Origin of the sequence: Klebsiella variicola (assembly GCF_000828055.2) — a bacterium.
Taxonomy (GTDB): domain Bacteria; phylum Pseudomonadota; class Gammaproteobacteria; order Enterobacterales; family Enterobacteriaceae; genus Klebsiella; species Klebsiella variicola.
This window is the reverse complement of sequence record NZ_CP010523.2, coordinates 3,160,398-3,185,990: the sequence shown is the minus strand read 5'-3', so window position 1 is coordinate 3,185,990 and position 25,593 is coordinate 3,160,398. Positions and strand designations below refer to the sequence as shown.

Annotated in this window: 28 protein-coding genes and 1 pseudogene; 11 read left to right on the top strand and 18 right to left on the bottom strand. The window is 55.3% G+C overall.

Translation table 11 applies throughout. The features are described from left to right. Nucleotides 1-64: 64 nt before the first annotated feature. Together pyrF and yciH are read left to right on the top strand one after the other, a co-directional pair. Nucleotides 65-802 (top strand): orotidine-5'-phosphate decarboxylase, encoded by a 738-nt coding sequence (gene pyrF / locus SP68_RS15000; RefSeq protein WP_022065864.1) that lies wholly within the window; start codon nt 65-67, stop codon nt 800-802. Continuing rightward, nucleotides 802-1,128 (top strand): stress response translation initiation inhibitor YciH, encoded by a 327-nt coding sequence (gene yciH / locus SP68_RS14995; RefSeq protein WP_008807792.1) that lies wholly within the window; start codon nt 802-804, stop codon nt 1,126-1,128. The genes pyrF and yciH overlap by 1 nt, the downstream gene beginning before the upstream one ends. 129 nt (nt 1,129-1,257) lie before the next feature. Here the strand turns inward: yciH and osmB are convergent, their stop codons facing one another. From osmB to SP68_RS14960, 7 genes are all read right to left on the bottom strand, one after another. Further along, complete coding sequence (osmB, locus tag SP68_RS14990) at nt 1,258-1,476, bottom strand: osmotically-inducible lipoprotein OsmB (RefSeq protein WP_002901783.1); 219 nt, start codon at nt 1,474-1,476, stop codon at nt 1,258-1,260. 272 nt (nt 1,477-1,748) lie between these two features. Beyond that, nucleotides 1,749-2,498, bottom strand: coding sequence for a DNA-binding transcriptional regulator YciT (yciT, locus tag SP68_RS14985; RefSeq protein ID WP_008807793.1), 750 nt, complete (start codon nt 2,496-2,498; stop codon nt 1,749-1,751). Between the two features lie 71 nt (nt 2,499-2,569). Then, a complete protein-coding gene (yciZ, locus tag SP68_RS14980) occupies nt 2,570-2,749 on the bottom strand; it encodes a protein YciZ/DeoL (RefSeq protein ID WP_012542045.1) in 180 nt (59 codons plus the stop codon). Nucleotides 2,750-2,907: 158 nt separating this feature from the next. Continuing rightward, nucleotides 2,908-4,842, bottom strand: coding sequence for an exoribonuclease II (locus SP68_RS14975; protein WP_040975845.1), 1,935 nt, complete (start codon nt 4,840-4,842; stop codon nt 2,908-2,910). Between the two features lie 81 nt (nt 4,843-4,923). Continuing rightward, entirely contained in the window at nt 4,924-6,081 is a 1,158-nt protein-coding gene (locus tag SP68_RS14970) for a carboxymuconolactone decarboxylase family protein (RefSeq protein WP_012542042.1), read from the bottom strand. A gap of 190 nt (nt 6,082-6,271) precedes the next feature. Beyond that, complete coding sequence (fabI, locus tag SP68_RS14965) at nt 6,272-7,060, bottom strand: enoyl-ACP reductase FabI (protein WP_008807797.1); 789 nt, start codon at nt 7,058-7,060, stop codon at nt 6,272-6,274. A gap of 199 nt (nt 7,061-7,259) precedes the next feature. After that, nucleotides 7,260-7,802 carry a HutD/Ves family protein gene (locus SP68_RS14960; RefSeq protein ID WP_008807798.1) on the bottom strand — a complete coding sequence of 181 codons (543 nt, stop codon included), beginning with the start codon at nt 7,800-7,802 and terminating at the stop codon, nt 7,260-7,262. A gap of 210 nt (nt 7,803-8,012) precedes the next feature. Between SP68_RS14960 and SP68_RS14955 the strand changes: the two genes are divergently transcribed. From SP68_RS14955 to SP68_RS14935, 5 genes are read left to right on the top strand one after another with little or no spacing between them, the layout of a single operon-like run. Further along, the gene (locus SP68_RS14955; RefSeq protein WP_012542041.1) at nt 8,013-8,858 is read left to right on the top strand and encodes a transporter substrate-binding domain-containing protein; all 846 of its coding nucleotides are present in this window, start codon (nt 8,013-8,015) and stop codon (nt 8,856-8,858) included. A gap of 11 nt (nt 8,859-8,869) precedes the next feature. Beyond that, nucleotides 8,870-9,589: an ABC transporter permease gene (locus SP68_RS14950; RefSeq protein ID WP_022065866.1), complete on the top strand. Its 720-nt coding sequence runs from the start codon at nt 8,870-8,872 to the stop codon at nt 9,587-9,589. A 9-nt stretch (nt 9,590-9,598) separates the two neighbouring features. Then, on the top strand, nt 9,599-10,330 hold the full coding sequence (locus tag SP68_RS14945; RefSeq protein ID WP_012968438.1) for an ABC transporter permease: 732 nt from the start codon (nt 9,599-9,601) through the stop codon (nt 10,328-10,330). 1 nt (nt 10,331) lies between these two features. Beyond that, nucleotides 10,332-11,126, top strand: coding sequence for an ABC transporter ATP-binding protein (locus tag SP68_RS14940; RefSeq protein WP_008807802.1), 795 nt, complete (start codon nt 10,332-10,334; stop codon nt 11,124-11,126). Next, nucleotides 11,123-12,622 (top strand): HAL/PAL/TAL family ammonia-lyase, encoded by a 1,500-nt coding sequence (locus SP68_RS14935; RefSeq protein WP_022065867.1) that lies wholly within the window; start codon nt 11,123-11,125, stop codon nt 12,620-12,622. The genes SP68_RS14940 and SP68_RS14935 overlap by 4 nt, the downstream gene beginning before the upstream one ends. Before the next feature lie 28 nt (nt 12,623-12,650). On the opposite strand, the gene sapF is transcribed toward SP68_RS14935, so the two are convergent. The 3 genes from sapF to sapC are packed head-to-tail and all read right to left on the bottom strand — an operon-like array spanning nt 12,651 to nt 15,344. After that, a complete protein-coding gene (sapF, locus tag SP68_RS14930) occupies nt 12,651-13,460 on the bottom strand; it encodes a putrescine export ABC transporter ATP-binding protein SapF (RefSeq protein WP_004140269.1) in 810 nt (269 codons plus the stop codon). Nucleotide 13,461: 1 nt separating this feature from the next. Next, a complete protein-coding gene (gene sapD / locus SP68_RS14925; RefSeq protein ID WP_008807804.1) occupies nt 13,462-14,454 on the bottom strand; it encodes a putrescine export ABC transporter ATP-binding protein SapD in 993 nt (330 codons plus the stop codon). Then, nucleotides 14,454-15,344 carry a putrescine export ABC transporter permease SapC gene (gene sapC, locus SP68_RS14920; protein ID WP_008807805.1) on the bottom strand — a complete coding sequence of 297 codons (891 nt, stop codon included), beginning with the start codon at nt 15,342-15,344 and terminating at the stop codon, nt 14,454-14,456. The genes sapD and sapC overlap by 1 nt, the downstream gene beginning before the upstream one ends. Nucleotides 15,345-15,490: 146 nt before the next feature. Here sapC and SP68_RS14915 point away from each other — a divergent pair, with 146 nt between their 5' ends. After that, the gene (locus tag SP68_RS14915; RefSeq protein ID WP_040975850.1) at nt 15,491-16,708 is read left to right on the top strand and encodes a tyrosine-type recombinase/integrase; all 1,218 of its coding nucleotides are present in this window, start codon (nt 15,491-15,493) and stop codon (nt 16,706-16,708) included. Nucleotides 16,709-16,928: 220 nt separating this feature from the next. On the opposite strand, the gene SP68_RS26585 is transcribed toward SP68_RS14915, so the two are convergent. The 8 genes and pseudogenes from SP68_RS26585 to SP68_RS14890 form a co-directional block, all read right to left on the bottom strand. Continuing rightward, nucleotides 16,929-17,168: a DUF4060 family protein gene (locus SP68_RS26585; RefSeq protein ID WP_022631172.1), complete on the bottom strand. Its 240-nt coding sequence runs from the start codon at nt 17,166-17,168 to the stop codon at nt 16,929-16,931. A gap of 40 nt (nt 17,169-17,208) precedes the next feature. Then, nucleotides 17,209-18,368, bottom strand: a pseudogene (locus SP68_RS14910) (RecT family recombinase). Continuing rightward, a complete protein-coding gene (locus tag SP68_RS14905) occupies nt 18,331-21,456 on the bottom strand; it encodes a RecE family exodeoxyribonuclease (RefSeq protein ID WP_040975854.1) in 3,126 nt (1,041 codons plus the stop codon). The pseudogene SP68_RS14910 and the gene SP68_RS14905 overlap by 38 nt, the downstream one beginning before the upstream one ends. A gap of 137 nt (nt 21,457-21,593) precedes the next feature. After that, on the bottom strand, nt 21,594-21,749 hold the full coding sequence (locus tag SP68_RS28925; protein ID WP_071891587.1) for a YdaE family protein: 156 nt from the start codon (nt 21,747-21,749) through the stop codon (nt 21,594-21,596). A gap of 8 nt (nt 21,750-21,757) precedes the next feature. Next, complete coding sequence (locus tag SP68_RS14900) at nt 21,758-21,949, bottom strand: YdfD/YebW family protein (RefSeq protein ID WP_040217592.1); 192 nt, start codon at nt 21,947-21,949, stop codon at nt 21,758-21,760. Nucleotides 21,950-22,501: 552 nt separating this feature from the next. After that, nucleotides 22,502-22,909, bottom strand: coding sequence for a hypothetical protein (locus tag SP68_RS14895; protein WP_224224394.1), 408 nt, complete (start codon nt 22,907-22,909; stop codon nt 22,502-22,504). Further along, nucleotides 22,909-23,376: a hypothetical protein gene (locus SP68_RS27870; protein ID WP_077139161.1), complete on the bottom strand. Its 468-nt coding sequence runs from the start codon at nt 23,374-23,376 to the stop codon at nt 22,909-22,911. Before SP68_RS27870 ends, SP68_RS14895 begins: the two co-directional genes overlap by 1 nt. 33 nt (nt 23,377-23,409) lie before the next feature. Beyond that, nucleotides 23,410-23,823 (bottom strand): helix-turn-helix domain-containing protein, encoded by a 414-nt coding sequence (locus tag SP68_RS14890; RefSeq protein WP_040975858.1) that lies wholly within the window; start codon nt 23,821-23,823, stop codon nt 23,410-23,412. A 69-nt stretch (nt 23,824-23,892) separates the two neighbouring features. Here SP68_RS14890 and SP68_RS26575 point away from each other — a divergent pair, with 69 nt between their 5' ends. From SP68_RS26575 to SP68_RS14880, 3 genes are all read left to right on the top strand, one after another. After that, nucleotides 23,893-24,120 carry a transcriptional regulator gene (locus SP68_RS26575; protein WP_071891584.1) on the top strand — a complete coding sequence of 76 codons (228 nt, stop codon included), beginning with the start codon at nt 23,893-23,895 and terminating at the stop codon, nt 24,118-24,120. Between the two features lie 2 nt (nt 24,121-24,122). After that, entirely contained in the window at nt 24,123-24,659 is a 537-nt protein-coding gene (locus tag SP68_RS14885) for a toxin YdaT domain-containing protein (RefSeq protein ID WP_040975860.1), read from the top strand. A gap of 129 nt (nt 24,660-24,788) precedes the next feature. Then, the gene (locus SP68_RS14880; RefSeq protein ID WP_040975861.1) at nt 24,789-25,583 is read left to right on the top strand and encodes a ParB/RepB/Spo0J family partition protein; all 795 of its coding nucleotides are present in this window, start codon (nt 24,789-24,791) and stop codon (nt 25,581-25,583) included. Nucleotides 25,584-25,593 lie beyond the last annotated feature (10 nt).

The following is a 25,593-nucleotide window of genomic DNA, read 5'->3' as shown; positions in this document are numbered from 1 at the left end:
GTAGAATGCTGCCCGTTTACCTTTTTTGCGCCGCCCTGGCGCCCATCAACACTAAGGTCTGGTCATGACGTCTACAGCTATCACATCTTCCCGCGCTGTCACATCCTCTCCCGTTGTGGTTGCGCTCGACTATGATAATCGCGATAAAGCGCTGGCATTTGTCGACCGCATCGACCCGCGAGACTGCCGCCTGAAGGTGGGCAAAGAGATGTTCACCCTGTTGGGCCCGCAGTTTGTTCGCGATCTGCACCAGCGCGGGTTTGAGGTGTTCCTTGACCTTAAGTTTCACGATATCCCCAATACCACGGCCCGCGCGGTGGCGGCGGCGGCCGAACTCGGCGTATGGATGGTGAATGTCCATGCCTCCGGCGGCGCGCGGATGATGACCGCCGCGCGTGAAGCGCTGCTGCCGTTTGGTAAAGAGGCTCCGCTGCTGATCGCTGTCACCGTACTCACCAGCATGGAGGCCAGCGACCTGCAGGATCTGGGCATTACCTTATCCCCGGCTGATTACGCGGCGAAGCTGGCAGCGCTGACCCAACGCTGTGGTCTTGACGGGGTCGTGTGCTCAGCTCAGGAGGCGGTGCGCTTCAAACAGGAGCTGGGGCAGGCGTTTAAGCTGGTGACCCCGGGGATCCGTCCGCAGGGGAGCGAGGCTGGGGATCAGCGGCGGATTATGACCCCCGAGCAGGCCCAGGCGGCGGGGGTGGATTATATGGTTATTGGTCGCCCGGTCACTCAGTCGGCCGATCCTGCCGCAACGCTGCGGGCAATCAACGTCTCGTTGTCAAAGGAGGCATAATGAGCGATTCCAATAGCCGCCTGGTCTACTCCACGGAAACCGGGCGTATCGACGAAGCGAAACCGGCGCCGGTGCGGCCTAAAGGCGATGGTATTGTTCGTATTCAGCGCCAGACCAGCGGTCGCAAGGGCAAAGGCGTGTGCCTGATTAGCGGCATCGATGCTGACGATGCCGCGCTGAACGCCCTGGCTGCAGAGCTGAAAAAGAAATGTGGCTGCGGCGGTGCGGTGAAAGATGGCGTGATCGAGATCCAGGGTGACAAACGGGATTTGCTCAAATCGCTGCTCGAGGCGAAAGGAATGAAGGTTAAGTTAGCCGGTGGCTGAGTGCTATTTCGGCAATAATTAAAGTAATGCTGAAATAACAAGGCCGCGGTGAATGCCGCGGCCTTGAATGATTTAACGTGCGTAAGTCAATTCGTGTGAATTATTCTTTTATTTCGTCAGGTAATTATATTATTTGCCAACCTGGTGACCAATAATACCACCGACCGCCGCGCCACCCAGGGTTCCGAGTGCGCTACCGTCAGTTAACACCGCACCACCGATGGCGCCGGCGCCAGCACCGATAGCGGTGTTACGGTCGCGTTTAGACATGTTAGAACAAGCGCTCAGAGACATTGCTACAGTGACAGCCAGAACGACGGCAGCCATTTTTTTGCTCGTTGAAGTCATCATTTTTTCTCCTGAATAATCTATTCATGGATACTACGCTCCTTTAAGCATAGCCTGAAATAGCAGCTTTAGGGCAATTCCATGAAGTTAGGGTGCGCAGGTGTCACGAAAATCACGCAGGTGATAGTCACTTCCTGTTATATCGCTAATAATAATTTTACTTTTTTTTAAATGTATCGTCAGGTAAAAAATCTTAATTAGCGGCTCGGAATACTCTCAGAGCGTAATATCGCCCCGAATGGCGCATTGGCATGGCTCGGGGCGGGTAAAGATCAGACGTATGGCACGATATCGACGGTCAGGCCGCTGTGCAGTAACTGGTCGCGGCAGGCGGCCGGCAGGCGATCGTCGGTAATAACGCGGTTAAAGCGCCCGGCGGGACCGAGGGGATAGGGATGAACCGCGCTGAATTTCGAGCTGTCGCTGAGAATAATCGCTTCACAGTGCTTTTCCAGCACGGCGTTAACCACATCCGCACGCATCATATCGCGACCGGTAAAGCCGGTTTCTGCCTGCCAGCCATCGATCCCGATGAAGGCTTTGCTGAAATGCACCTGCTGGATGAACTGGCGGGTCAGCGGGCCCACCATGCTTTCACTGCGTTTCTGGTAAATCCCGCCCAGCAGGATCACCTCTCCCGGCGTCTCTTTCAGCAGATGGGCGATATAGCTGCTGACGGTTATGATGGTGATATCGCCGCGTTCGGCGAGGGTGCGCGCCAGCAGGGCGTTGCTGCTGCCGTTTTCGATGAATACCGTTTCGCCGGCGCTCACCAGCGCCGCCGCCCGGCTGGCCAGTTCACGTTTAATGGCGAAATGGGTCATCATGCGGGTTTCAACATCTTCACTGTCCAGTGGGACTGCATAGCCATGGGTGCGGCGCAAATAGCTCTGCTTTTCCAGCAGATTCAGATCCTGGCGAATGGTGACCTCTGAGACACCGGTCATCTTCGCCAGATCGGCGACGCTCATCCGGCCTTTATCAATGACCACTTGCAAAATACTTTGTTGTCGGGCGTTCATAGCAACATCACTGTTAGGGGGCTATATGGCGAGCAACCGGTATGAGTCACCGGTTGCGGCATGGGCGATAATCAGATTTCCCAGGGAGCCTTGGGCTGGTTTTTTTGCTCAGCATCGTCCGCCGCCAGTGCCAGCAGCTCCGCTTTGAGGATTTCCAGATTATGGATCGCAGAGTGGTAATCACCGGCAACCAGAATATCCAGCACGGTATCGATACGTTGGGCGAGCAGGTGGGCATTCACATCTGACATGGCATTATCCTGGTAACAAAAACGAATGAAATCAATGATGCTAAAAATGGATGAAAAAGAGAAGCGAAAAAAACGCACAACCTTAATCGGTGCGACGGAAATAGCAGGATGGAGAGGAAAGAAGCAGCGGTTCCCGGAGGAACCGCTGTGAAGAGGCGTCAGACTGCCGGACGCGCAATAATGCTGCGGGTTTCCATGCGGACTTCGGCGATGGTGACATCGATAACGTCAGTCACTTTGTAGACCACCTCGCCCTTGATCTGCACGGTGCCGTTCTCCTGGCTGCACACCAGTTCGTCGCGAACGGCGTGGAGGAAGGGGGCCGGAATAAAGGCGACCGCGCCATTGTCCACCAGGCGCACGCGCATCCCGCCGCGGCTGATGTCGATGATCTCCGCCGCAAAACGGGTATCGGTCCCGGCTTTATCGTTGAGGAAACGGGCATACAGCCAGTCGGCGACGTCGCGCTCTGCCATCCGGTTAAGACGACGGCGCTCCGCCATCTGTACGGTGGCATCATCCTGCGGGCGCGCAATGGTCTCGCCTTTGATGATGGCCTTCAGCAGACGGTGGTTGATCATGTCGCCATATTTACGGATCGGCGAGGTCCAGGTGGCATAGGCCTCAAGGCCGAGGCCAAAGTGCGGGCCCGGCTCGGTGCTGATTTCCGCAAACGACTGGAAGCGGCGGATGCGGCTGTCGAGGAATCCGGTCGGCTGGGCGTCCAGTTCCCGGCGTAGCTTGCAGAACCCTTCCAGCGTCAGCACCTCCGTCGGGTCGACGTGCACGTCGTGGGTTTTCAGCAGCGCCGCCAGCTGTTCGGTATTCGCCGGGTCGAAGCCGGTATGGACGTTATAAACGCCGAAGCCGAGCTTGTCGCGCAGAACGCGGGCGGCACAGATGTTGGCGGCGATCATCGACTCTTCGACAATACGGTTGGCAATGCGACGTGGTTCCGCGACGATATCCAGCACTTCGCCTTTTTCGCCAAGAACGAAACGGTAGTCCGGACGGTCTTTGAACACCAGCGCATGGGTCTGACGCCATTCGCTACGACGCTGGCACACGTCCTTCAACAGTGTAATTTGCTGCGCGATCGCGTCGCTGCCCGGCTGCCAGCTGCCGCGGCCTTCCAGCCAGTCAGAGACATCGTCATAGGCCAGCTTGGCTTTCGACTCGATGGTGGCGGCAAAGAACTCGATGTTGTCTTCGATGGTGCCATCGGCCGCCAGAGTCATCTGGCAGGCCAGCACCGGGCGCACTTCGTTAGCGCGCAGGGAGCACAGGTCGTCTGACAGCTCGCGCGGCAGCATTGGAATATTGAAGCCCGGCAGATAGTTGGTAAAGGCGCGCACTTTTGCGGCCTTATCCAGCTTGCTACCTTCGGCAATCCAGGCGGTCGGGTCAGCAATGGCGACCGTCAGCAGCAGTTTGCCATCAGCAGTGGATTCGACGTACAACGCATCGTCCATATCTTCGGTGCTGGCGCTGTCGATAGTGACGAAGTCGAGAGCGGTTAAATCGCGGCGCGTCAGCCCTTCATCGAGCATTTCCGTGGCCACGCCGTCCGGCGCTTCTTTTTCGAGGTTATGGCGCGCCAGGGTTACCCACCAGGGGACGAAGTGATCGTCGCTGAAGGTGATGAACTGGGTCAGCTCCGCGTAAAACCCGCGGTCGCCTTTTAACGGATGACGGCGCATCTCGGCGACGGCCCAGTCACCCTGTTTGAAATCATGCTCAACGCCACGGGCGGCGCGGCAGGGAATGGCATCTTTCAGCAGCGGATGGTCAGGAACGATAGCGAGGCGATCGTCTTTCTTCTGGACTTTACCGACGAAACGGGTCAGGAACGGCTCAACCAGGGTTTCTGGTTCGGCGCTTTCGCGATCTTTTTCAGAATGGATCACCGCGACGATACGGTCGCCATGCATCACTTTTTTCATCTGCGGCGGCGGAATGAAGTAGCTCTTCTGAGCGTCCACTTCGAGGAAGCCAAAGCCCTTTTCCGTGCCCTTAACGACCCCTTCCGCGCGCGGCGTCTGGGAATGCAGTTGCTGTTTAAGCTGCGCTAGCAGCGGGTTATCCTGAAACATAATTAGGTATTTTCGTGGCTAAAAGAGCGGCTGACATTTTTACGCGAATATGCCTGCCGCAGCAAGCGCTGTTTCAGCAATTTACGTCTGCTGACGCACATTGCCGAGGGCGATTTTCAGACGATTCATCCATCCGCACAGCCCGCTCCAGGTCAACAGATCGATCGCTTGTTCCGCAGAGAGTCCATATTCCGCGAGGGGCGTTAACTGGGCGGCGCTAAACCGGTCCGGCGAGCGGGTTAACAGCTGCACCGCGGTCACGAGAGACCGGGACTGAGGATGCTGCTGGAGCCAGTGATGGAGGGCCTGGTCGCCCTCCCGCAGATGACTGGCGAACTCCTCTTCACCCTGCCAGTGGGGGAGCCAGGCGTCAAAACAGGTGGGGCTGCCATTGGTGCGCGCCGCGAGTAAGGCGACCTGCGGGCCAAAGGTATCATCCGTGCTGAGCTGGCGGATCAAGGTCTCCAGAGGCGTGAACAACGGTGGGTCGCAGGCCAGCAGTGGGGCCAGCTCACCCAGACCGGGCAGCGACTGCCAGCCGGCGATGCGCCGCTGGCGCTCATCATCGGCATACTGCAGATCGGGATCCTCAAGGTCGCTCTGCCACTCTCCTGGTGGCGCGGTGAACAGTTCGGCAGGGGCCTCCTCTTGCTGAGGCATGCCGGGGATCCAGCGCACCGGATAGCCCAGCGCCGCCTGCAGGACGGCAATCGCCCGGGCCTGGAAGCCCACGAAACCGATAATCTGGTTGATCAGGATAATATCCCGGCTGGTTAAACCCACTTCGTCCAGCTGGCTGCGCGAGAGGGCGTTAATGACGGAGGGCGAACTGGCGAGCTGACGAGCATACTGAGTGATCTGCGCCAGGCGACGGTTGCTCTCGCGCGAAGAGTCAGGGCCAGGGAGGGGAGCCAGGCGGGCGGCATAGTGGTTACACAACCGCTGGACACCATAAACCTGGGCGACAGTCAGCGCGGTGCTCAGGCGATCGTAGGCGGTAAAGGTCTGCAGGCGACTCACCGCCACCTGGTCGGGAAACAACCGCTCTGCCAGCTGGCGAGCGGGGTGCAGCCAGCCTGCGTGGATGTGTAGCCAGGCTTCCGGCAGCGTCAGGTCCAGCAAAAAGCGGTCTTCAACATGGGCGGCTTCAGGGACAAGCGGTAGAACATCCACCGGGCAGATTGTTGACTGGGTTTCGTGATACCAGTGGTTTTTGCCATTCACGCGGCGTGGCTCCATGGGCTTTCCTTGTTCGGTATGTGGCGAACCGCCGTTCCGCGGATCGTTTATGCAGAACTATCCTGGCGTAACCCGGAAGCAGGAGAAAATATTGATACGTGCTAACAAATAGCCGATTGGAATAACAGGGGGAGCGTAAGGGATGGGGGGAAGGAAGAACCCTCCTCACCGGGGTGAGGAGGGAAAGAACTTACTTCAGTTCCAGCTCGTTCATGGCGGCGATATTGAACCCGCCGTCAACGTGAACGACTTCACCGGAGATACCCGCGGACAGGTTAGAGCACAGGAAGGCTGCGCTGTTGCCCACATCTTCAATGGTGACGGTGCGACGGATCGGGGTGACCGCTTCGCAGTGCGCCAGCATTTTACGGAAATCTTTAATGCCAGAAGCAGCCAGCGTACGGATCGGACCGGCAGAGATGGCGTTGACGCGAACGCCTTCCGGACCCATGGCGTTAGCCATATAGCGGACGTTAGCTTCCAGAGAGGCTTTGGCCAGACCCATTACGTTGTAGTTCGGGATCGCGCGCTCTGCGCCCAGGTAGGAGAGCGTCAGCAGAGCAGAGCCCGGGTTCAGCATGCTGCGGCAGGCTTTGGCCATCGCCACGAAGCTGTAGGCGCTGATGTCGTGCGCGATTTTAAAGCCGTCGCGGGTGACAACGTCAACGTAGTCGCCGTCTAACTGGTCAGCCGGGGCAAAACCGATAGAGTGGACGAAACCATCGAATTTCGGCCAGACTTTTTCCAGCTCGGTGAACAGCGCGGTGATGCTCTCATCTTCAGCAACGTCGCACGGCAGCACAATGTCAGAACCCAGCGCGGCAGCAAATTCTTCTACGCGACCTTTCAGTTTTTCATTCTGATAGGTGAATGCCAGTTCCGCGCCTTCGCGGTGCATTGCTTGCGCAATACCGTAGGCGATGGACAGTTTGCTGGCGACGCCAGTGATCAAAATGCGCTTACCGGAAAGAAAACCCATAGCTTTAATCCTTATCGTTATTGCTTATTTTTACTTTAACAATCATAACGTTAACATTGTTATTTCAAAATAACTCAAATTTAGCCGGGAATTATATCCCACTGACGACCCCTTGTGTCACGATATTTTTCAGCCGCGCCCGCGGCGTGCGGAGCAAAAGCGTATCGCGATAGCTCCAGTATACTCTCTCTTCTGATGATTATTTGAGCGCGATCTCCGCCAGCAGCAGACACCCGTTGGCACTGAGGGGCTGCAGCTCGCCAGGGGATTCACCGCGCCAGCAGAGACCGCTGCCGGCCGCGCTTCGCTGCCCGGCCAGATCCCACTCGCCCTGAAGAACATAAGCGACTCCCTCAGTAGCAGGGCGTTGCTGGTCGTTTATCACCTTTACTCTCGCCGAGGCACGTCCGCGCTGGGTCATGATATTGAAGTCCAGCCCTGGCTCAACGATCCCGACGCTGGACAGCGCCCATTCGCCGGGGAACGCCCACGGCTGCCAGAGCGTCAGCGGATGGTCGATGTCCTCGCCGCACAGTCGTAGCGGTTGTCCCGCCAGCAGGGTGATCACCCGATCGACGCCGGGGAAGGGGGAAAAAGGACCATCCGCCTGCAGAGTGGCGATGCTGGCTCGCCAGAGAAAGGGGGCGTCTGTGGAAGGAACGGCGATAATTTCCCGGGTGGCACCGGCACCGTTCTTCCACGGCGTGATGGGTAAGGTGGCGATATCAAAAAAAAAGATCATGGTCTGCTCGGCGGAATTCAGAGGGTGGATGGTTTTTGTTACAAGCGTGTCGCAACATGCTTACAAATTATTTACAACAGGGCTCACAAATCCATCATCGAGCGCGTGTGTGGGTTTGTCAATGCTTGTATATACATGAGCAGTCATCTACGAATTATCTTATCGCAGTGACCAGAGCCATCATGACAAAACGCGATCGGGAGAATGAAAATGCAACAGCGTATTACTTTCCGCCAGGCCTGCCTGGTCACCCTGTTTTCGGGGCTACTGCTGTCTGGTGGCTCAACATACGCTAAAGAGTGGAAATCAATCACCATCGCTACGGAAGGCGGCTATGAACCCTGGAACCTGACGCTTCCCGGAGGGAAGTTGAGCGGCTTCGAACCTGAGCTCATGGCGAATTTATGCCAGCGGATGCAGATCGAATGCAAGCTGGTGGTACAGAACTGGGATGGCATGATTGCCGGACTTAACGCCGGAAAATATGACGTGATCATGGACGCTATTGTCGTCACCCCGGAGCGATCGAAGGTCGTGGCGTTTACCCAGGCCTACGCTGCCACGCCGGCCTCTTTCATTGCGGTAAAAGGGTCGCTGCTCCCTCCGTCTCCGACGGTCAAGCTTCATGATGATGAGAAAGAGATTCAGGCGGCGATTGCGCCTCTGCGCGCGGCGTTGAAAGGGAAAACTATCGGCATCGCTTCCGGCACCGTGTACACCCCGTTTATTGATAAGTATTTCAAGGATATCGCTGACATCAGGGAATATAACAACTCAGCGGATGCGATCCTCGACCTGCAGGCTGAGCGCATCGATGCGGTGTTTGATGATATTACCTTTGCCAACACCACCCTGTCGCGACCGGAGAATAACAATCTGGCATTGAGCGGTCCGCTGATGAGCGGGCCGATCTGGGGAGGCGGTGAGGCGATGGGCGTGCGCCTCACTGATCCCGATCTCAAAGCGAAACTGGATAGCGCCATTCAGGCGGCGCTGGCCGATGGGACGGTAAAAAAACTGAGCGAGAAATGGTTTAAAAGCGACGTTACCCCCTGAGTGAGGCTCTCATGTTGAATCTTCTGAGTTTTGGTGAAAACGGGTGGGGGACGCTGATCCTCAGTGCCACGCTGACCACGTTGCTGCTGTCGCTCGCCGCGCTGGCCGTCGGTGCCGGGGTAGGCGGCGTCATTGCCGCCGCAAAGCTGTCCCGGCATGCGCCAGCGCGCTGGTTTGGCGCCGCCTGGTCGGTAGTATTCCGCGGTATCCCTGAGTTACTGGTGATCTACCTGTTCTATTTTGGCGGCTCAGGGATGATTTCATGGGTGGGGCGACTGTTTAGCGCTGACGGTTTTATTGAGGTTCCGCCCTTTCTGATTGGCGCCCTGGCGATTGGTTTGATCTCCTCCTCGTATCAGGCGGAAGTCTACCGTGCTGCTCGCCTGGCGCTGATGCCCGGTGAAGTGGAGGCGGCTACCGCTATCGGCATGCCGCGCTGGCGGATCCTGCAGCGCATTCTGTTGCCGCAGATTATCCGTTATTCGCTGCCTGGGTTATCCAACGTGTGGCAAATGAGCCTCAAAGATTCGGCGCTGGTATCGGTGACCGGCATCGTTGAGCTGATGCGCGCCAGCCAGATTGCCGCTGGCTCGACCCGCGATTATTTCCTGTTCTATCTGATCGGCGGCGGCTGTTATCTGATCCTGACGCTGCTCTCTAACCGCGCGTTTACCCGGGCGGAGAGCCATCTCAACCGCGCCTGGCTGCGTCGCAGCGCCGCGCAGGCGTAAGGAGCCCGTATGTTTATCGATTTTGCCTTCCTCGGTGAGACGTTATTGAAGCTCGGCGCGGCGCTGCCGGTGACGCTGGGGCTCTTTATTTGCTCTTTTATCCTCGGCGGCGTACTGGCCCTCGGCGTTTTAGCGCTGCGAATGAGCCACTGGCCGCTGGCTAGCGGTTTCGCCAAAGGCTATATCCTGATCTTTCGCGGTTCGCCATTGCTGATCCAGCTGTTTCTCATTTATTACGGGCTGGGTCAGTTTGGGGTGATCCGTCACAGTTTCCTGTGGCCGCTGCTGCGCGAACCCTTTATCTGCGCCGTTCTGGCGCTGGCGCTCTGTACAGCGGCCTACACCGCGGAAATTCTTCGCGGCGGGTTGCTGGCGATACCGCCGGGTCAGATTGAAGCTGGTCAGGCTTGCGGCATGTCGCGCTGGCTGTTGTTGCGGCGGATCATTGCCCCGGTGATGCTACGTTATGCACTGCCAGCCTACTCCACGGAGGCCATTCTGCTGGTCAAGTCGACGGCGCTGGCAAGCCTGGTGACCGTCTGGGACGTCACCGGGGTGGCGCAACAGATTATTCAGCGTACCTACCGGACGATGGAGGTATTCCTCTGCGCGGCGGCCATCTATTTGCTGCTTAATTTCATTATTGTGCAGCTGTACGCCCTGCTAGAACGGCGATTAACGCCGCATACCCGGCAAAACCCGGCGACCGTGTCGCTCAAGCCGATAACCAAAGGAGAGTAAGATGCTCGATTCACGTCCGGTGACCTTATCGGTCAGCGATATTCATAAGTCCTTTGGCTCCCTGGATGTCCTGAAGGGGATCACCATCCAGGCCCGGCAGGGCGATGTCATTTCGATCCTCGGCGCCAGCGGCTCCGGTAAAAGTACGCTGCTGCGCTGCATTAATCTGCTGGAAACGCCCGATGCCGGGGTGGTCAGCGTCGGTGGCGAGACGATTGAAATGAAGCACCACGCCCGCGGGCATCGGCTGGCGGCGAATCCCCGGCAGATAGAGCGCCTGCGTTCGCGGCTGGGGATGGTCTTTCAAAGTTTTAACCTGTGGTCGCATATGACGGTCCTGCAGAATGTCATTGAGGGGCCGCATTATGTGCTCAAACGGGATAAACGGACCTGCATTGAACAGGCGGAGCAGCTGCTGGAGCGGGTGGGGATGTTGAACCGAAAGGATTTCTATCCGGCACAGCTCTCCGGCGGCCAACAGCAGCGCGTGGCAATAGCCCGCGCGCTGGCGATGGAGCCAGACGTCATGCTCTTTGATGAACCCACCTCAGCGCTGGATCCCGAACTGGTCGGCGAGGTGTTAAAGGTCATGCGCAGCCTGGCGGAAGAGGGGCGGACGATGCTGGTGGTCACCCACGAGCTGGGATTCGCCCGCCATGTCTCCAACCGGGTGGTATTTATGCACCAGGGGACGATTGACTGCGACGGTGCGCCTGAGGCGCTATTTGGCACTCAGGGTTCCGCGCGCTTTAAGCAATTTATCTCCAGCCATCAACAGCCAGGACAGGTCGTATGAATATGATCCAGTGGGGCGATGCACCGATACGCTGGCAGGAGGTGGCTTGTGTCGCCCGGGGCGAGGCGATCTTGAGCCTCAGCGAAAGCGCCTGGGCGCGTATCGAGCAGGGGCGGGCGATTGTCCAGCATATCGTTAGCGCCGGTCAGGTGGCCTATGGGATCAACACCGGGCTGGGGGCGCTGTGCAACATTACGCTGCCGGAAGCGCAGTTACACCAGCTGTCGCGCAATACGCTGCTCAGTCATGCCTGCGGGGTGGGGCCGCTGCTGGAGGTCGCCCCAACCCGGGCCATTATGTGCGCCGCGGTGGCCAATTTCAGCCACGGTAAATCCGGTATTTCCGCCGGGATAGTGCAGCAACTGCTGATGTTCTTGCAGCATGGCGTCACCCCCCAGGTGCCCTCTCAGGGGTCGGTTGGCTATTTAACGCATATGGCTCACATTGGCCTGGCCCTGATGGGAGTCGGCGATGTGCTATGGCAAGGACGAACGTGGTCTGCGGCAGAGGTCCTGTCGCAGCTGAATCTGCAGCCCATCGCGCCGGGAGCGAAAGAGGGGCTCAGTCTGGTCAACGGTACGCCGTGCATGACCGGCCTGGCCTGCCTGGCCTTAGACGACGCCGAGCGCTTAATGAACTGGGCCGATGTGACCGGGGCGATGAGCTTTGAAGCGCTGCGCGGCCAGCTTGTGGCGTTTGATGCCGAGATCCTGGCGCTGAAAGCCAGTCCCGGGATCCAGACCAGCGGCCAGCGGCTGCGTGAGCTGCTGGCGGGCAGCCGTCTGCTGGCCGAAAGCGAAGGTCTTCGCACCCAGGATGCGCTGAGTCTCCGCTCGATGCCTCAGGTGCATGGCGCCTGCCGCGATCAGTTTAGCCATGCGCAGACGCAGATAAATATCGAACTTAACGCCTGTACCGATAATCCTCTAATCCTGGGCACCCTTGAGCAGTGGCGGGTGGTGTCCCAGGCGCATCCCCATGGTGAATCGGTGGCAATGGCCTGCGATTTGCTGGCTATTGCCATGGCTGAGCTGGGCGCTATCGCCGAACGACGTCTTGACCGGCTGGTGAATCCTCTGGTGAGCGGCTTGCCAGCGTTTCTGGTCGCCCGACCCGGGGTGAATTCAGGCATGATGATTGCCCAGTACGTCGCCGCGTCGCTGTGCGCGGAAAATAAGCAGCTGGCGCAGCCGGCGGTGCTGGATAATTTTGTTACCTCCGCTTTGCAGGAGGATCATTTAAGCCTGGGTACCAGTGCTGCGCTGAAACTACAGCGCCTGCTCGGCAACCTCTATCAGATCCTGGGTATCGAATATTTACTCGCGGCCCAGGGGCTCGATTTTCACGAGCCGCAGACGCTGGCGGCGGGTACGCGTCGGGCGCGCGATCTGCTGCGCCAAAGCGTGCCTGGCTGGGAGGAGGATCGCTGGCTGGCACCGGACATCGCCAGCGCAGTGGCTATCCTCAAGCGGAACGCTGGCCACGCGCCGGCATGACGTCACCAGCGAGATAAGTGAGACGGGGCTATTTCCCGTCTTTGCGCCAGGCATCAGCGGTGAGAGCTTCACCGAAGTGGCCGGCGATCAGGCGTCGGGTCAGGTCGTGCAGCGGTGAGGCCAGCACATCGGCAGTGCTGCCGCGCTCGACCACTTCGCCGTTATGCATCACCAGCACTTGATCGCTGATGTGCTTCATCATTCCCAGGTGCTGAGTGACATAGATATAGGAGATGCCCTGTTTCTCCTGCAGCTCCAGCATCAGATTGATGAGCTGGGAGCGCATCGACATATCCAGCGAGGCCAACGCCTCATCGCAGACGATGACCTTCGGGCGCAGGATCAGCGCCCTGGCGAGGCCGAGACGCTGCTTCTGCCCGGGCGCCAACATATGGGGGTAATAGCTGACGTGGTCCGGCAGCAGACCGACCATGCGCAGCGTGTCGATAATCTGCTTTTGCCGCGCCTCGGCGTCGAGGTCGGTATTCAGCCGCAGTGGAAAATCGAGGATCTGCGAGATGCGCTGGCGCGGGTTCAGTGAGGTCGACGGATCCTGAAAGATCATACGAATCTTCTGGCTGCGGTAGGAGTAGTCCCCGAAAGTCAGCGGATGGTCGTCGATCAACAGCTCGCCGCTGGTGGGTTCCACCATGCCCGCCAGCATCTTGGCGAGGGTGGATTTCCCGGAGCCGTTCTCGCCGATAATCGCCAGCGTCTGGCGTTCACGCAGGGTAAAACTCAGCGGCTTGACGGCCTCCACCGTCTGGCGGTGAAACCAGCCGGTGCGGTAGCGAAAGGTCTTACTGAGTTGGCGAACTTCCAGCAATGTTTCGACCATTTCACTCTTTCTCCATGTTCAGCGGGAAATGACAGGCGTACAGATGGTTGCGCGCCCCGGTAAGACGCGGCGTTTCGATACACTCGCGCTGGGCGTAAGGGCAGCGCGGCCCCAGACGGCAGCCGATGGGCAGCTGCTCCAGCAGAGGGATCGCCCCTGGCAGGGTGTTGAGGCGGCTTTTATGCGGCATGGCGCTGCCAAAATCCGGGATCGCGCGGATTAACGCCTGGGTATAGGGGTGATGCGGCAGGGTGACCAGCTCTTCGCTGGGCCCGCTCTCCACCGTCTGCCCGCAGTACATGACGTTGATTTTATCCGCCCATTTGCTGAGCATCTGCAGATCGTGGCTGATCAGCAAAATGGTGGTGTTGTTGTTCTGATTGAGCCGCGTCAGCAGGCGGATAATCTGCGCCTGAGTCGTTGGCTCCATGGCGTTGGTCGGTTCATCGGCGATCAGTAGGCGCGGCTGGTTGGCCAGGGCGATGGCAATCATCACCTTCTGGCACTCGCCCTCGGTCAACTGATAGGGGAAACTGCGCATGGCATCTTTGTGATCTTTAATGCCGACGCGGTGCAACAGCTCGATGGCCCGGCGCTTACGCCAGCCCAGCCGTTGCCACCAGCGCCCCTTGTAGGTCCAGCCGGGGATACTCTGAATCAGCTGTTGGCCGATGCGCTCAGAGGGATCAAGACAGGACTGCGGCTCCTGAAAAATCATCGACACGTTATGGCCGATCAGTTTCCGCCGCTCGCGGTTCGACAGTCGCAGCAGGTCGATGTCATCGAAGCGCATGCGGTCGGCGGTGACCCGCCAGTTGTCTTTGGTCACCCCGCAGATAGCTTTGGCAATAAGGCTTTTCCCGGAGCCGGATTCGCCCACCAGGCCGCGGATCTCGCCTTCAGTCAGGGTCAGACTGACGCGATCGACGGCTTTCACCCAACCTTCGTTGGTTCTAAATTCGATAGTTAAGTGACGAATATCGAGTAACGGCATTATTGTACCCCGGCAATGATCGCCCGGCGAATACCGTCGCCCAGCAGGTTGACCAGCAGTACGCTGAGCATAATCGCGGCCCCGGGCAGCATCACAGTCCACGGTGCGACATAGATAAGCTCCAGCGCATCGCCCAGCATGGCTCCCCATTCCGGCGAAGGCAGCTGGGCGCCGAGATCAAGAAAGCCCAGCGCGGCAATATCCAGAATGGCCATCGACAGGGCGCGGGTGATCTCGGTCACCAGGCCAGAGGCAATATTGGGCAGGATGGCGAACAGCAGAATGTTCAGCGTCGAGGCTCCATCGAGGCGGGCGGCGATGATGTACTCTTTCTCCAGCTCATCGTGGACCAGGCTGTAGACTGAACGTACCATGCGCGGGAGCAGCGCCAGCCAGACGGCGAACATCGCATGGCTGAGGTGCGGCCCGGCAAAGGCGACGACGATAATCGCCAGCAGCAGCGAGGGAATAGAGAGCAGGGTATCCAGGATATGGTTCATCACTGCCGAGCGCAGGCCGTGAGTCGACCCGGCAATCACGCCCAGCACCAGGCCAAACAGCGTCGCACCGAGGGTGACGACAAAAGCCCCGCCGACGGTCGGCGCCGCGCCGCTCAGCAGCCGGCTCAGCACATCGCGGCCCAGGTCATCGGTTCCCAGGAAGAAGGACACTTCGCCATAGCGCGACCAGGACGGCGGCAGCAACTGATAGCCAAGGAACTGCTGATCAATACCATAGGGGGCGAACCAGCCGCCGAAGACGCAGAGCAGCAACAGGCCCGCGCAGCCGTACAGGCCGATCATCGCCGTGGTGTCACCATAGAATTTACGCCATACGGTGCGCAGCGCGCCGGGCGGACGCTTTTCCAGATAAACGCTATCGTAGGGCATATGAATCCGTTTTAAGTTTGTTAGTCATGCTTTAAGTCTTTTCAAAAATCCCGCTAATACCAACACCTTGCCAGCATTGAGTGCTTTAATTTTGTGTGTTCTGCATTGATTTGAAGGTTATCAATTTAACCAAAATGTGTACACTGATGTGTATATCATCTTCCGGAGTGTACACATTGCTTACCGACACAAAATTAAGAAAAGCTCTTGGCAAAAAGAGAGACCAGATCGAGGTCATATCGGACGCCCATGGTCTGAATGTCCGGTTGTCTACTTCCGGCAGTATAACATTCTTTTACCGCTACAGATGGAACGGGAAAGCCGCTCAGCTAACGATTGGCGATTATCCCACCACCTCCTTATCTCAAGCTCGCGAACGTAGACAGCAGTTCAGGGCCTGGTTGACAGAAGGACTCGATCCGAGACGGCAAACAGTTCTGGAGAAACAGAAAAAAGTCGAAGCGCTCACCGTTAAAGAGGCTTTCGGTTACTGGGAAAAGTATTACTGCATCCCCGAAGGTCTTGTGAAAATCAAGGTTAACCGACGGGACTTCAATAACCATATAGCGCCTGTGCTGGGGAACATGATTGTTGATCAGACCACTAAAGCGCACTGGCTTAACCTTTTTGATGGCATGGGGCGAAGAGTTGTCACTGGTCAGATGCTTGGGCTGATGCAGCGTACGTTCCGTTTTTGCTCCAATCGAGGGGTAATTAATGTGAACCCAATTGAGAGCCTTAGGCGCTCTGACGTAGGTCTCACAGCATCCGTCAAAGATCGCAGATTGAGTGATGAGGAAATCAAAACAGTTTGGAATATCCTTCCTAAATTGAAGTACAGACAACAGCTGATAATGAAGTTTCTCATCATGACTGGCTGCCGGAGTACGGAGATCAGGACAGCAAGATGGGAGTGGTTCGATTTTCATGAGCAAACGTGGACCATTCCGGCAAGCGATTATAAAACCGGGAAATCGGTCAGAAGGGCACTTCCCGAGGCAGTAGTAAGAATGATGTTAGCAGAGAAGGAAACGTCAGTTTCAAAACACGTTGTGACACTGTCACGCTACAGAGGGCCAGAAGATGACAGACCGCCACTACAACCAAACGTCGCTCTGTTTTCTGCTCAGATTATAGCTAAAACAGGCATGAAGCCCTGGTCTCTCCATGACCTCAGGCGAACAGTGGCGACACGCCTTTCTGAATTAGGTGCGCCGCCACATGTTGTGGAAAAACTGCTTGGCCATCATATGGCAGGTGTCATGGCACGTTATAACCTGCATGATTATCTGGATGATCAGCGTCACTGGCTTGCTGTTTGGCAGGATCACCTTGAGAAGCTGGTTGGTCAGCCTCTGGTTTGATCCCCACGTTATCTTCCCAGGCCAACAAGTCTGAAAGTCTCCACCTTTTAGGGCTGCCATTTATTTTAGGCTGCGGGAATGGCTGAGCAAAGTAAGAGGGCATCCGGGATGGGGTGCTCCAGAAATAAAGTGTGCTGCGCGATATTTTGTATCTGGACAGAACGTCATCGGTTATCAAAATTTCATCTGATTTATGAGATGTATTAGTCATAAAAACCCCTTAGTTACATTGTCCAGGCAGATGGTGTAGCCGGCGCGCGCAGCTCATGGCTGTGGCCACATAGCTACTTTTTCTGTTAACAACTTCTACAGTGATCTTTGAGCCTTGAACCACCACCGTATAAGTTCTCTTTGTTTTCTGTCGCCCGTAGGCTCCATAAAGCTCAACGTGTTTTGCCAGTGCCGCATCGCACGCTTGGCGGCCCAGAGGGGAGTGTCTGCTTCGGTTAATCAATCGCATATACATTCCTTTATCGGGAGAGTTTCCCCTCCCAATCTGGTTAACCCACGTATTCCGGTTTCATGTCGTCCAGGGCGATGCGGAACTGGTCATACAGTTCATCACCGAGGTGGCGTTTCGCGCCGTTGAGAATGCCTTCAGCTTTAGCGAACAGTTCGACGGCTTCCGGTTCTCCGGGATTAGGTAGAGAGTTGATCGCGGCCTCAACTTTGTTTCGGGCGTCTACCATGAAATAACGCTGCACGGCTTTACCTTTCAGTTCGGTGAAAAGAACAGTGCCCAACACAGCTTTCTCTTTATCCAGATCCGCCCTGATGGCTTTTGCTGCATCGACCGATTCGGCGCGCTCAATGCGGTCACGGAAATCATCTGCCAGGGAATCAATATTGAGAGCTGAATCCTGCGCGCTGGTGGTGATGTCTGTTCCGCTGGTGATCTCTGCGACAGACATTCTTTGCGCCGGCGCCGGGTTTATTTCTCGCTCGGTCCTTTGTTCAACTTCATCCGGGCTGTAAACACCCAGGATGACTTCCGGGCAATACAGCCGTGCCCAGTATTTGACGCCCAGATAAGCGATCTGCTGTTTCGGGTTAGAAACCCACAAAGGAGAATTACGTGTGACGACTCCAGAGAGATAAAGTGGCTCCCCCCAGGTGATTTCTGATTCACCGCGCAGAATCGCGCCGACCTGGACGAATAACCCGATTTCGTCTTCATCAGTCCAGCCGCGCACCCGTTCTGTAACGCTGTATTTCCCATTTTTACCGTGTTTTTCCCTGGTAATTTCCTGCGTCCTTGTGCAACGTTCCCAGTCGCCGCCGTAGCGATAATGAAATCGACCGTTAATAGCGCTGGAACTGGCGATTACCGCGTTGACGAGCTGGGCTTCATATCCGAGCACACCGTTTACCAGATGCGTTTTTTGCGCGACTGCATAGGGATTCATGCCCCACTGCATAGCCTGCATAACGATGGCCATGCAATCGGCTGGCTTACCTGCAAGGTGAGCTGGCACAGTCACTTGTGAATCAGCCATAAGGTTTGCGAAAGCAGTTAACTGACCGAGAGCCTGAACGTTAAAGATCGCGTTGCTAGCTGAAATGGTGTTTGGTGCCTGCTGTTCGGCTGTAACAATGTTAGTGTTTTCCATGACTGTTCCCCCTTATGCCTGTACGCGCAGCGCTTCGAGACGGCGCATATCAAAATCGTTAAGTTCTTCGGTGTAGTCTTCGGTAATCGGCGCCGGCCATTTGCCAGTGTCGAAACCGTTCGCGATGGCACGCATTGCTTTGCGATATTCCAGCATGCCGAGTTCCAGCAGTTCTTCGGATGCCTCGATGATGGCGATCCAGTGGTAGTTCTCGTCTTTGTTGACGAATATCCAGAAGAACTGGTCAAGGGCTGCGGTTTCGCAGTACATAGCCGCGCTCAGGTGGTAATCGCGCTCGATGATTTCCCGGTGCAGCTTCGCGCGCAGGCCTTCCTGCTTAATGTTCCACATACTGATGGTTTTCAGGTCCGCACCAATGCGCAGGCCGCCCATGTCTATTTCAAGGTCAGGGCGCACGCGAACTTCCAGCCCGGTTTCCTCATCAATGCCGAAATAGCTCACCTCGACGGCACGGCTCGGGTGCGTCAACAACTTGCCGGCGGTAGGGTGATTCAACAGTGCTTTCTGAATGGCCAGTGCCGTAGCCAGCTGCTGGCGGGTAACCAGCACTTTTCCTTCCGGGTTCTCGCGCCATGCATCCAGCAGCTCGTCGGCAAACACGGCATCCGGTTTTACCGATTTCACGGCTTGAATCAGATCGGCCTTTGTGCCAGAGACTTTCAGGGGCTGCGCCTTCTGTGCTTCCTGAGCAACCATGTCAGGATTAATAAGCGCCAGCTGTTCCAGTAAGACATCGCGGCCACCGCTGGTTTTCACCTGGGCGGGCAGGGTGGCGTTGTATTCTTTGATGCAGGCCTTCATTGCGGTGGCGGTTTGCTTCTGACCGTCTTCAATGCGCTGGAACTCAGCAGGTAAAGACATATAACCTTGGCCGGTTTCTTCAACTGATGTACCCAAGGGAACCTGGGCGGGCAGGTTCGCGTTGTATTCCTCCAGGAATCTCTTGATGTCCTCTGCGCTGAGCAAAACCGGAAGCCCGTTGTTGTATTCATCGATAAATGCGCGGATCGTCGCCGTCGTGGTGAAGGCGCCTTCCGGAATTTCCGGCTCGATACTGAATTCTTTTTCCAGCTGATCAGGCTGCAGCGCCAGTGCATGCACCAGATTGCCCATATCCAAAACAGGAGAGCGCACCTTCTGGATGGTTTTGGATACGTGGCGCGCCTCGAAATACATCAGCGATACCCGTGCATCTTTAACCATCGTGGAGCTGATACCGTTAGCGGCGTGGTAGATCTCATTTGGCACGCCTTCATATCGACCAGGCTCGAAATACTCCGGCCATGCTGGCGCTGCTTGTTCAGCCACTTCCTCTTCATCGCTATGAGCACTCTCGGAAACCTGGCTTTTCAGCACTTCGGCGGTAAGATCCGGGCAGCGTTCAGCCAGTATTTTGCTCATGTTCACGGCAGTTGTTTGCGCAGGAGGCTCATCAGCGCCTTCGCCTGCTGATACCGCATTATCATTTTCGTTTTTGACCGGCTGAGCCGTTTCCATCTGCACATCGCTGGTGGTTTCCCCGGAATTAGCTGGATGTAATTTTTCTTCTGCAGCGCGCTGGCGCGCCTGGTCCACGATAGAAAATGCTGGTGCTGGTGCTGGTGCTGGTGCTGGTGCTGGTGCTGGCTTGCTATCCATCAGACCATCAATCGAAAAAACACCATTGCCCATGTTTGAAACTTCAGGCTGTTTGGGTTTGGTCAGGTCTTCGGTTATCCACTTCGGATCCGTGGGGTCACTGATGCCTTCGACATATTCGCCACGTTCGGCGGCCAGAACCTGATTAGCGTCAGGGCGTTTCTTTTGAGCTTCTTTCACCAGTTCGGTGCCAATTACCTGAAAATCAGTTGGGAGAGTTTCCAGGTCAGGCACACCTTCATCTCCATCGATAGCCTTTTTCACAGCGTCCAGAGTGACGGCGTCAGATGAAACATGACCAGCTTTTTCAAGCGTCTCAGCAGAAGGGGCGTCATACTTATGCTCGGTCAGGTTCGCATTGATATAGGTCTGCAGACTTACCGGGAAATGATGAATATCGCTGGTGGCGCCACGAATAAGGGCAAAAATGGCGGCGCGGGAATAATCCAGGATGCCTGCAACCTTGCGCAGCGCTGCAGACCATTCCTTGAACGGACTTTCTTTCTTCTGGACGATCTCTTTGGCCCGGCGGTGAATTGATGCCGGGAAATTGTAGATATCGAAATCCATTGGCATTGTGGCCAGGGCTATTTCTACATCGAGCGTATCAAGGGTATGGGTGTAGTCAGGGTTGCGATCGGTTTTATTACCGCCGCCAGCATTCGTAACTGCATCGGTTTTCAAAACCGAAGAAATGCAGTTACCGGCAGCCCATTCCCTGGTGAGAATGCCGCGGTCGATCGCGTTCGTGGCGAACCACAGCTTAGCAAACTGGATACGCTTACCGAGCTCATGCCGTTTCCCTTCCGGGAAGACTTTTTTATTGGCGCTGGTGAATTTCCAGAGCGCCGGCATATCGTATTTTTTGATTTCAGGGACATTCTCGGCGGCCAGAATCAGATCCTGGACGGCTGCGTTATCAGTGTCCATTTCAAGAGCTGACAGCTCCTGCCGGTGAGGCATGCTGATATGATAAACGTGACGTTCTTCGGCCATATACTGCGCCAGCAGCTGAGCGCGAAAGGGGAGTTCTGCCACGTTAAAAAGCGCGCTCGAATCGTCCTGGTATTCATCGCTACCGAAAGTTTCCACGGTCTCACCTTGTGCCGCGTCGCCAGTAGTATTGGCATCAACCAGCACGCCACTAACGGGCTCAGCGGATACTCCGGCATCATCGATGTGATGATCCGCAGGCGCCTGACCTGGCTTCAGAGCCCAGGTGCGACTATCATCGCCGAGCTGGTAGCGCTCGCACCATGAGTAATCGAGAACACCTTCCGCCGGCAGGTCATTGAAAACCGGGAAATCGGTGCGAATTGGTTTTTGATAATCCTTACCGCGGCCTGTTTCGATCCCAGCGTCTTCCAGATCGACGTCCAGCTGTAGAAGGGCGCGAGCTTCTGATTTATTAGTGCGCCAGATTACGGCATCAGCTTTACCCGATTTTTGAGTCGCTTTTATCAGATAAAAATATTCCATGTGATAGCCTCTATTTTGGATGTAGAATCCCCCGGGCCATTGGTAGCGCCCATTCAGGGTGGTCATTGGTTTTGGTAATTTCCGGTGTAACTTTGGTCGGTGGCACCGGACGTACAGCCCGCTTCGGCGGGTTTACGTTAGCCCTCGTGAGCCATCTGGTCGTGAGAGGCGCAACGTTCTGAGCAATACTCTTTTTCTTTCCGTGCGAGCTGGTTCCCCTGGAGGTACAACAGGGTGCTTACCACTGGTTTTCCCTCGATTGCTTTACAGCAGTAACCGAATTTCTTCTGCATTCTTCCCCCTACATTTGCACCGTGAACCCTGCCGGATGCTCGTCCAGTACACCTTTCAGCGGATAACATTCGGCTTTCACGTGTTGCTCTTCTGCAGCTGCCTTGCAGTCATTCTCACTGTCGTAAACGCCGAGCAGGACATCCTGATTACCGCCCGTCAGCATGCTGACGGTGAGAACCAGGGCAAACATCGTGCTCATGAAGGGTCTCCTTTTTGCGCGAGCATGTAGCACACCCGGCGGATGAAAGCTGACAGCGGACTTAAACGAACAGCCTGCTGACGAGCGGGTTTGCGTGCGAAATCAATCATAGAAATAACTCCCGCAGCGCGCTGAAGAGCGCAATCCAGATGAAGAGTCCAATTACTGCCGAAATGACCATGGCTCTGATGCCGTGCTTACTCATTTCAACCTCTGCCTTGTCGCCGGCCAGCGGAACGTTTGAACCTACTGCGCGTTAATCTCTCCACCTCATCCGGTGATTCGTATGCCGCCGGCAGCTACTTCGTGGGCTCCATGCCTGGGTGGTTCGCGGTGCGTCTTGGTAAGCCTGATTAAATCACTGGTTTACTATTATGTCAATAATGGGTTTATATGTAGTGTAAATCACAGGTTTGCATAAGCGTTTTTGAGAGATAGCCAGTGAATCGCAGGCAAAAAAAACCGACACTATGGTCGGGAGTTGGGAGATTGGCGCTGTAGGAATGAGTATATGGATTAATATGGGTATGAAAACTCGTCTCTTTGACCTGGTTAAGGTTTTTTCATGTAGAGATTTACTAGGAGTGTAATCACAGGCATGGCTATAGAAAGCAAGAGGATACCAAGCATCCATACTTTCAAGCCGCTAACCTGTGAATTAACAAAATCCTCTCCAGCCTTTTTGGCTAATTTTTCATCAATATCAACGAGTTTTTGTAAAATTGTCGAAACATCTGTCTTGGTAGCGGAGGTTGTACCAACCAGATTTCTTATGTCTGACCTCGCTTCAGCCAGATTAGCCTTAATATCTTCAACGTTGGCTTCTAATTTAGCAACTCGAACTTCAAGCATACCACCACCTCCATCGCCGCCATCATGATCATTATGATGAGGGCTTGTGTCTCGATCTGCAAGGTGAGAAGCTTTGCTATATTTCGTTATTTTTATAATGGAACCCATTACTCACTCCATTCTGACGCTACTGCCACATAAATATCATATGTGTGCGCAATGTTTGCCGAATCACATAAAGTTGTTAAATCTTTATCTTTGTATTCAGAACCATACTCATACAATGTGATCGCAACTCTGTAGTAACCGTTACCTTCGACCCTGAATCTTTCGGTCGAAGAGGTGGAAAGAGCAAACTCACCAGTTTTAGCAAAAAAAGTCGCATACTTATTAGGTTCGGTTATGTCGTTAGGGTAGCCAACCTCAATTCCTTGCGAGTCGTAGAATCTTGTAAATAAAGAGTAAAAATGATCATCACTTAGACCGATAAGACCGAATTCAATAGTAACGTGAAGTATCGTCTCGTTATCCGGTAAAAAAAGATACGGTGTTGGAGCTAAAAAGCTATCTTCATGGATGGAGTGATGATCTCTAGAAACATAAGCATATGCAATTTTAGCAGTAGAATTTATCACTTCACTCCCCTGGTAGTTCTGTTTGTAACCCGTCTACTCTGCATCACCCTTTATCCTTCGCCCCATATACTTTGCATACAGCTCATCGAGTTCCTTCAGCCGCAACGACACAATCCGCAATATGTTCTGCTGTTCTTCTTCTGGCAGTTGGCGATAGAGCTCTAGTAGACGCTGTTCATCCGGCTTAAGTCCGTCTTTCTCACCAACGTCTTCTCCGAGTAGCCAGGCGACAGAAATACCAACAGCGTCGGCTATTGCTAGTGCTGATTTCTTACTAATCACGCCTTTCTTGAACCAGCCGTTCACGGCCTGAGGGGTGACTCCAGCTATTCGTGCCATGTCTGCCTTGGTAACGCCGCGATCAGTGATCTCGGTAAGGCGTTCTACCAGAACGAGGTTGGGTTCTTCTTTTCTCATAGAATCATTGTAAATATTTGGTTTATACACACAATAAATCCAGAATTTGCATAGAGTATAAATCTGTGGTTTACTCTTGTTGTTAAACAGGAGAAACTCATGTCCGCACTAGATAAAGCAATAAAAGCCGCTGGTTCAGCTAGGAAACTAAGTATTGCGCTTGGTGTAACTAGTATGTCCGTTAGTCACTGGAAGAATCGGAATCATGGGATCGTCCCGCCAAGCTACATCTTCCCTATTTTCAACATAACAGGCGTAACTCCCCACGAATTGCGCCCAGATCTCTATCCAAATCCAACAGACGGCCTGCCGAAACAGGAAGGCTGACCATGCATATCATGTCCTTTCAACAAAATACCGGATTCAAGACTGGCGCTTTGATAAAGCGAAATCAGCCGATAATGGCAGAGCACGACAACATTCGCTCCGCCGTTCGCGCCTGGGCAGCGGCTGAAGGTCAGGATGTTGTGTCGGCACATATCATCGATGAGTGGCGGAACCAGGGTGGCGAGGAGATCGACTTTCCTGAAGACATAAGCCGAGCCCGACAGAAGCTTTTTCGCTACCTGGACAACCCGGCCGAGTCTGAGCGCTATCGCGAGTACGTTCGTCTTCTTACTCCGGCAATCATGGCCGTTCTTCCGCTGGAGTACCGTCACCGCTTATTGCCCGAAGAGAGTTTTATGTCCCGACTGGCTCGTCTGGAGAAAGAAACCAGCGAAGCGAAGGTTGCCGTTGCTATGGGGGCACCACGCCATCAGAAGCTGAAAGAACTGAGCGAGGGAATAGTCGAGATGTTCCGCATAGACCCGGAGTTAACAGCGCCACTGATGGCCATTGTCACTTCAATGCTGGGAGCTCTGTAATGGGGAATATCAAAAAAGGTGAAAGCCGCGGTGCTGCAACACCTACGGCTTTCGTTGCGAATTAACTGGATCAATTCACAGGGGAAATTATGAACACGAACCAACTGAATTTCAATAACGGGGGCGCCCATGGCTAAAAATTCTATCGACGCATACGGCGCCAGCGGCAAAAGCAATGTTCTGTTTTTCGAACCGGAAAGTTTGCATCTGGTTACCGATACAACACACCCGCTGTACGACGAAAGAGTACACCTACCGCTTAGTGAAGCTGTGATCCTCAACATCATGGAACTTGGGGTACTCGAACCGATTATCGTGTGGAAGGACCCGGAGACAGGGAAAACCTGCGTGGTGGCAGGTCGGCAGCGCGTAAAGAACGCTAAGGAAGCAAACGCCAGGAGAAAACGGGCAGGGCTGGAACCCTGGCCGGTACCAGGTATAGCTAAGCGCGGCTCAGCAATTCAAATGGCCAAATACATGGTCAGCGAAAACGAGATAACGCAACCAGACACCCCACTGGGCCGGGCCAAAAAAATGGCTCAGCAAATGGAATACGGTCATGACGAAAATGACATTGCCCTGCTTTTTGGCTGCAGCGTAAAAACGGTACAGGCAACCGTGGCTCTACTGGATGCAACGCAGGCCGTCCAGGCGGCGGTTGAGGCTGGAAAAGTCACTGTCACTCAAGCGCGTCAGCTGGTCGATATGCCACCGGAAAAGCAACGGGAAACGGTCAAACAGTTAGAGGCAGCGGCAGAGGGTGTAACTGGCCACGAGAAAGCTCGCCGTCAGCGCGCTGTCCTCGGCGACACAAAGCCGCGTCTCAAATCCCGTAAGGAAATCACCCTGCAACTTCAAACCGCCAGCGGCGAATACGCAGCGGCTTTGCTGTGGGTGCTTGGTGATGAAAACACACCAGTTTAAGCAACAACGG

Bases quoted from the DNA above. Each gene is read 5' to 3' on its own strand.
- SP68_RS14885 (WP_040975860.1), top strand. From the start codon at position 24,123: ATGCATATCATGTCCTTTCAACAAAATACCGGATTCAAGACTGGCGCT.
- SP68_RS14900 (WP_040217592.1), bottom strand. From the start codon at position 21,949: ATGAGCACGATGTTTGCCCTGGTTCTCACCGTCAGCATGCTGACGGGC.
- SP68_RS14915 (WP_040975850.1), top strand. From the start codon at position 15,491: ATGTGTATATCATCTTCCGGAGTGTACACATTGCTTACCGACACAAAA.
- SP68_RS14945 (WP_012968438.1), top strand. From the start codon at position 9,599: ATGTTTATCGATTTTGCCTTCCTCGGTGAGACGTTATTGAAGCTCGGC.
- sapF (WP_004140269.1), bottom strand. From the start codon at position 13,460: ATGGTCGAAACATTGCTGGAAGTTCGCCAACTCAGTAAGACCTTTCGC.
- SP68_RS14940 (WP_008807802.1), top strand. From the start codon at position 10,332: ATGCTCGATTCACGTCCGGTGACCTTATCGGTCAGCGATATTCATAAG.
- sapC (WP_008807805.1), bottom strand. From the start codon at position 15,344: ATGCCCTACGATAGCGTTTATCTGGAAAAGCGTCCGCCCGGCGCGCTG.
- yciH (WP_008807792.1), top strand. From the start codon at position 802: ATGAGCGATTCCAATAGCCGCCTGGTCTACTCCACGGAAACCGGGCGT.
- SP68_RS26585 (WP_022631172.1), bottom strand. From the start codon at position 17,168: ATGCGATTGATTAACCGAAGCAGACACTCCCCTCTGGGCCGCCAAGCG.
- SP68_RS14960 (WP_008807798.1), bottom strand. From the start codon at position 7,802: ATGATCTTTTTTTTTGATATCGCCACCTTACCCATCACGCCGTGGAAG.
- SP68_RS14970 (WP_012542042.1), bottom strand. From the start codon at position 6,081: ATGGAGCCACGCCGCGTGAATGGCAAAAACCACTGGTATCACGAAACC.
- osmB (WP_002901783.1), bottom strand. From the start codon at position 1,476: ATGACTTCAACGAGCAAAAAAATGGCTGCCGTCGTTCTGGCTGTCACT.
- yciZ (WP_012542045.1), bottom strand. From the start codon at position 2,749: ATGTCAGATGTGAATGCCCACCTGCTCGCCCAACGTATCGATACCGTG.
- SP68_RS26575 (WP_071891584.1), top strand. From the start codon at position 23,893: ATGTCCGCACTAGATAAAGCAATAAAAGCCGCTGGTTCAGCTAGGAAA.
- yciT (WP_008807793.1), bottom strand. From the start codon at position 2,498: ATGAACGCCCGACAACAAAGTATTTTGCAAGTGGTCATTGATAAAGGC.
- sapD (WP_008807804.1), bottom strand. From the start codon at position 14,454: ATGCCGTTACTCGATATTCGTCACTTAACTATCGAATTTAGAACCAAC.
- SP68_RS14955 (WP_012542041.1), top strand. From the start codon at position 8,013: ATGCAACAGCGTATTACTTTCCGCCAGGCCTGCCTGGTCACCCTGTTT.
- SP68_RS14905 (WP_040975854.1), bottom strand. From the start codon at position 21,456: ATGGAATATTTTTATCTGATAAAAGCGACTCAAAAATCGGGTAAAGCT.
- SP68_RS14895 (WP_224224394.1), bottom strand. From the start codon at position 22,909: ATGGGTTCCATTATAAAAATAACGAAATATAGCAAAGCTTCTCACCTT.
- SP68_RS14880 (WP_040975861.1), top strand. From the start codon at position 24,789: ATGGCTAAAAATTCTATCGACGCATACGGCGCCAGCGGCAAAAGCAAT.
- SP68_RS14950 (WP_022065866.1), top strand. From the start codon at position 8,870: ATGTTGAATCTTCTGAGTTTTGGTGAAAACGGGTGGGGGACGCTGATC.
- SP68_RS14935 (WP_022065867.1), top strand. From the start codon at position 11,123: ATGAATATGATCCAGTGGGGCGATGCACCGATACGCTGGCAGGAGGTG.
- fabI (WP_008807797.1), bottom strand. From the start codon at position 7,060: ATGGGTTTTCTTTCCGGTAAGCGCATTTTGATCACTGGCGTCGCCAGC.
- SP68_RS28925 (WP_071891587.1), bottom strand. From the start codon at position 21,749: ATGCAGAAGAAATTCGGTTACTGCTGTAAAGCAATCGAGGGAAAACCA.
- pyrF (WP_022065864.1), top strand. From the start codon at position 65: ATGACGTCTACAGCTATCACATCTTCCCGCGCTGTCACATCCTCTCCC.
- SP68_RS14975 (WP_040975845.1), bottom strand. From the start codon at position 4,842: ATGTTTCAGGATAACCCGCTGCTAGCGCAGCTTAAACAGCAACTGCAT.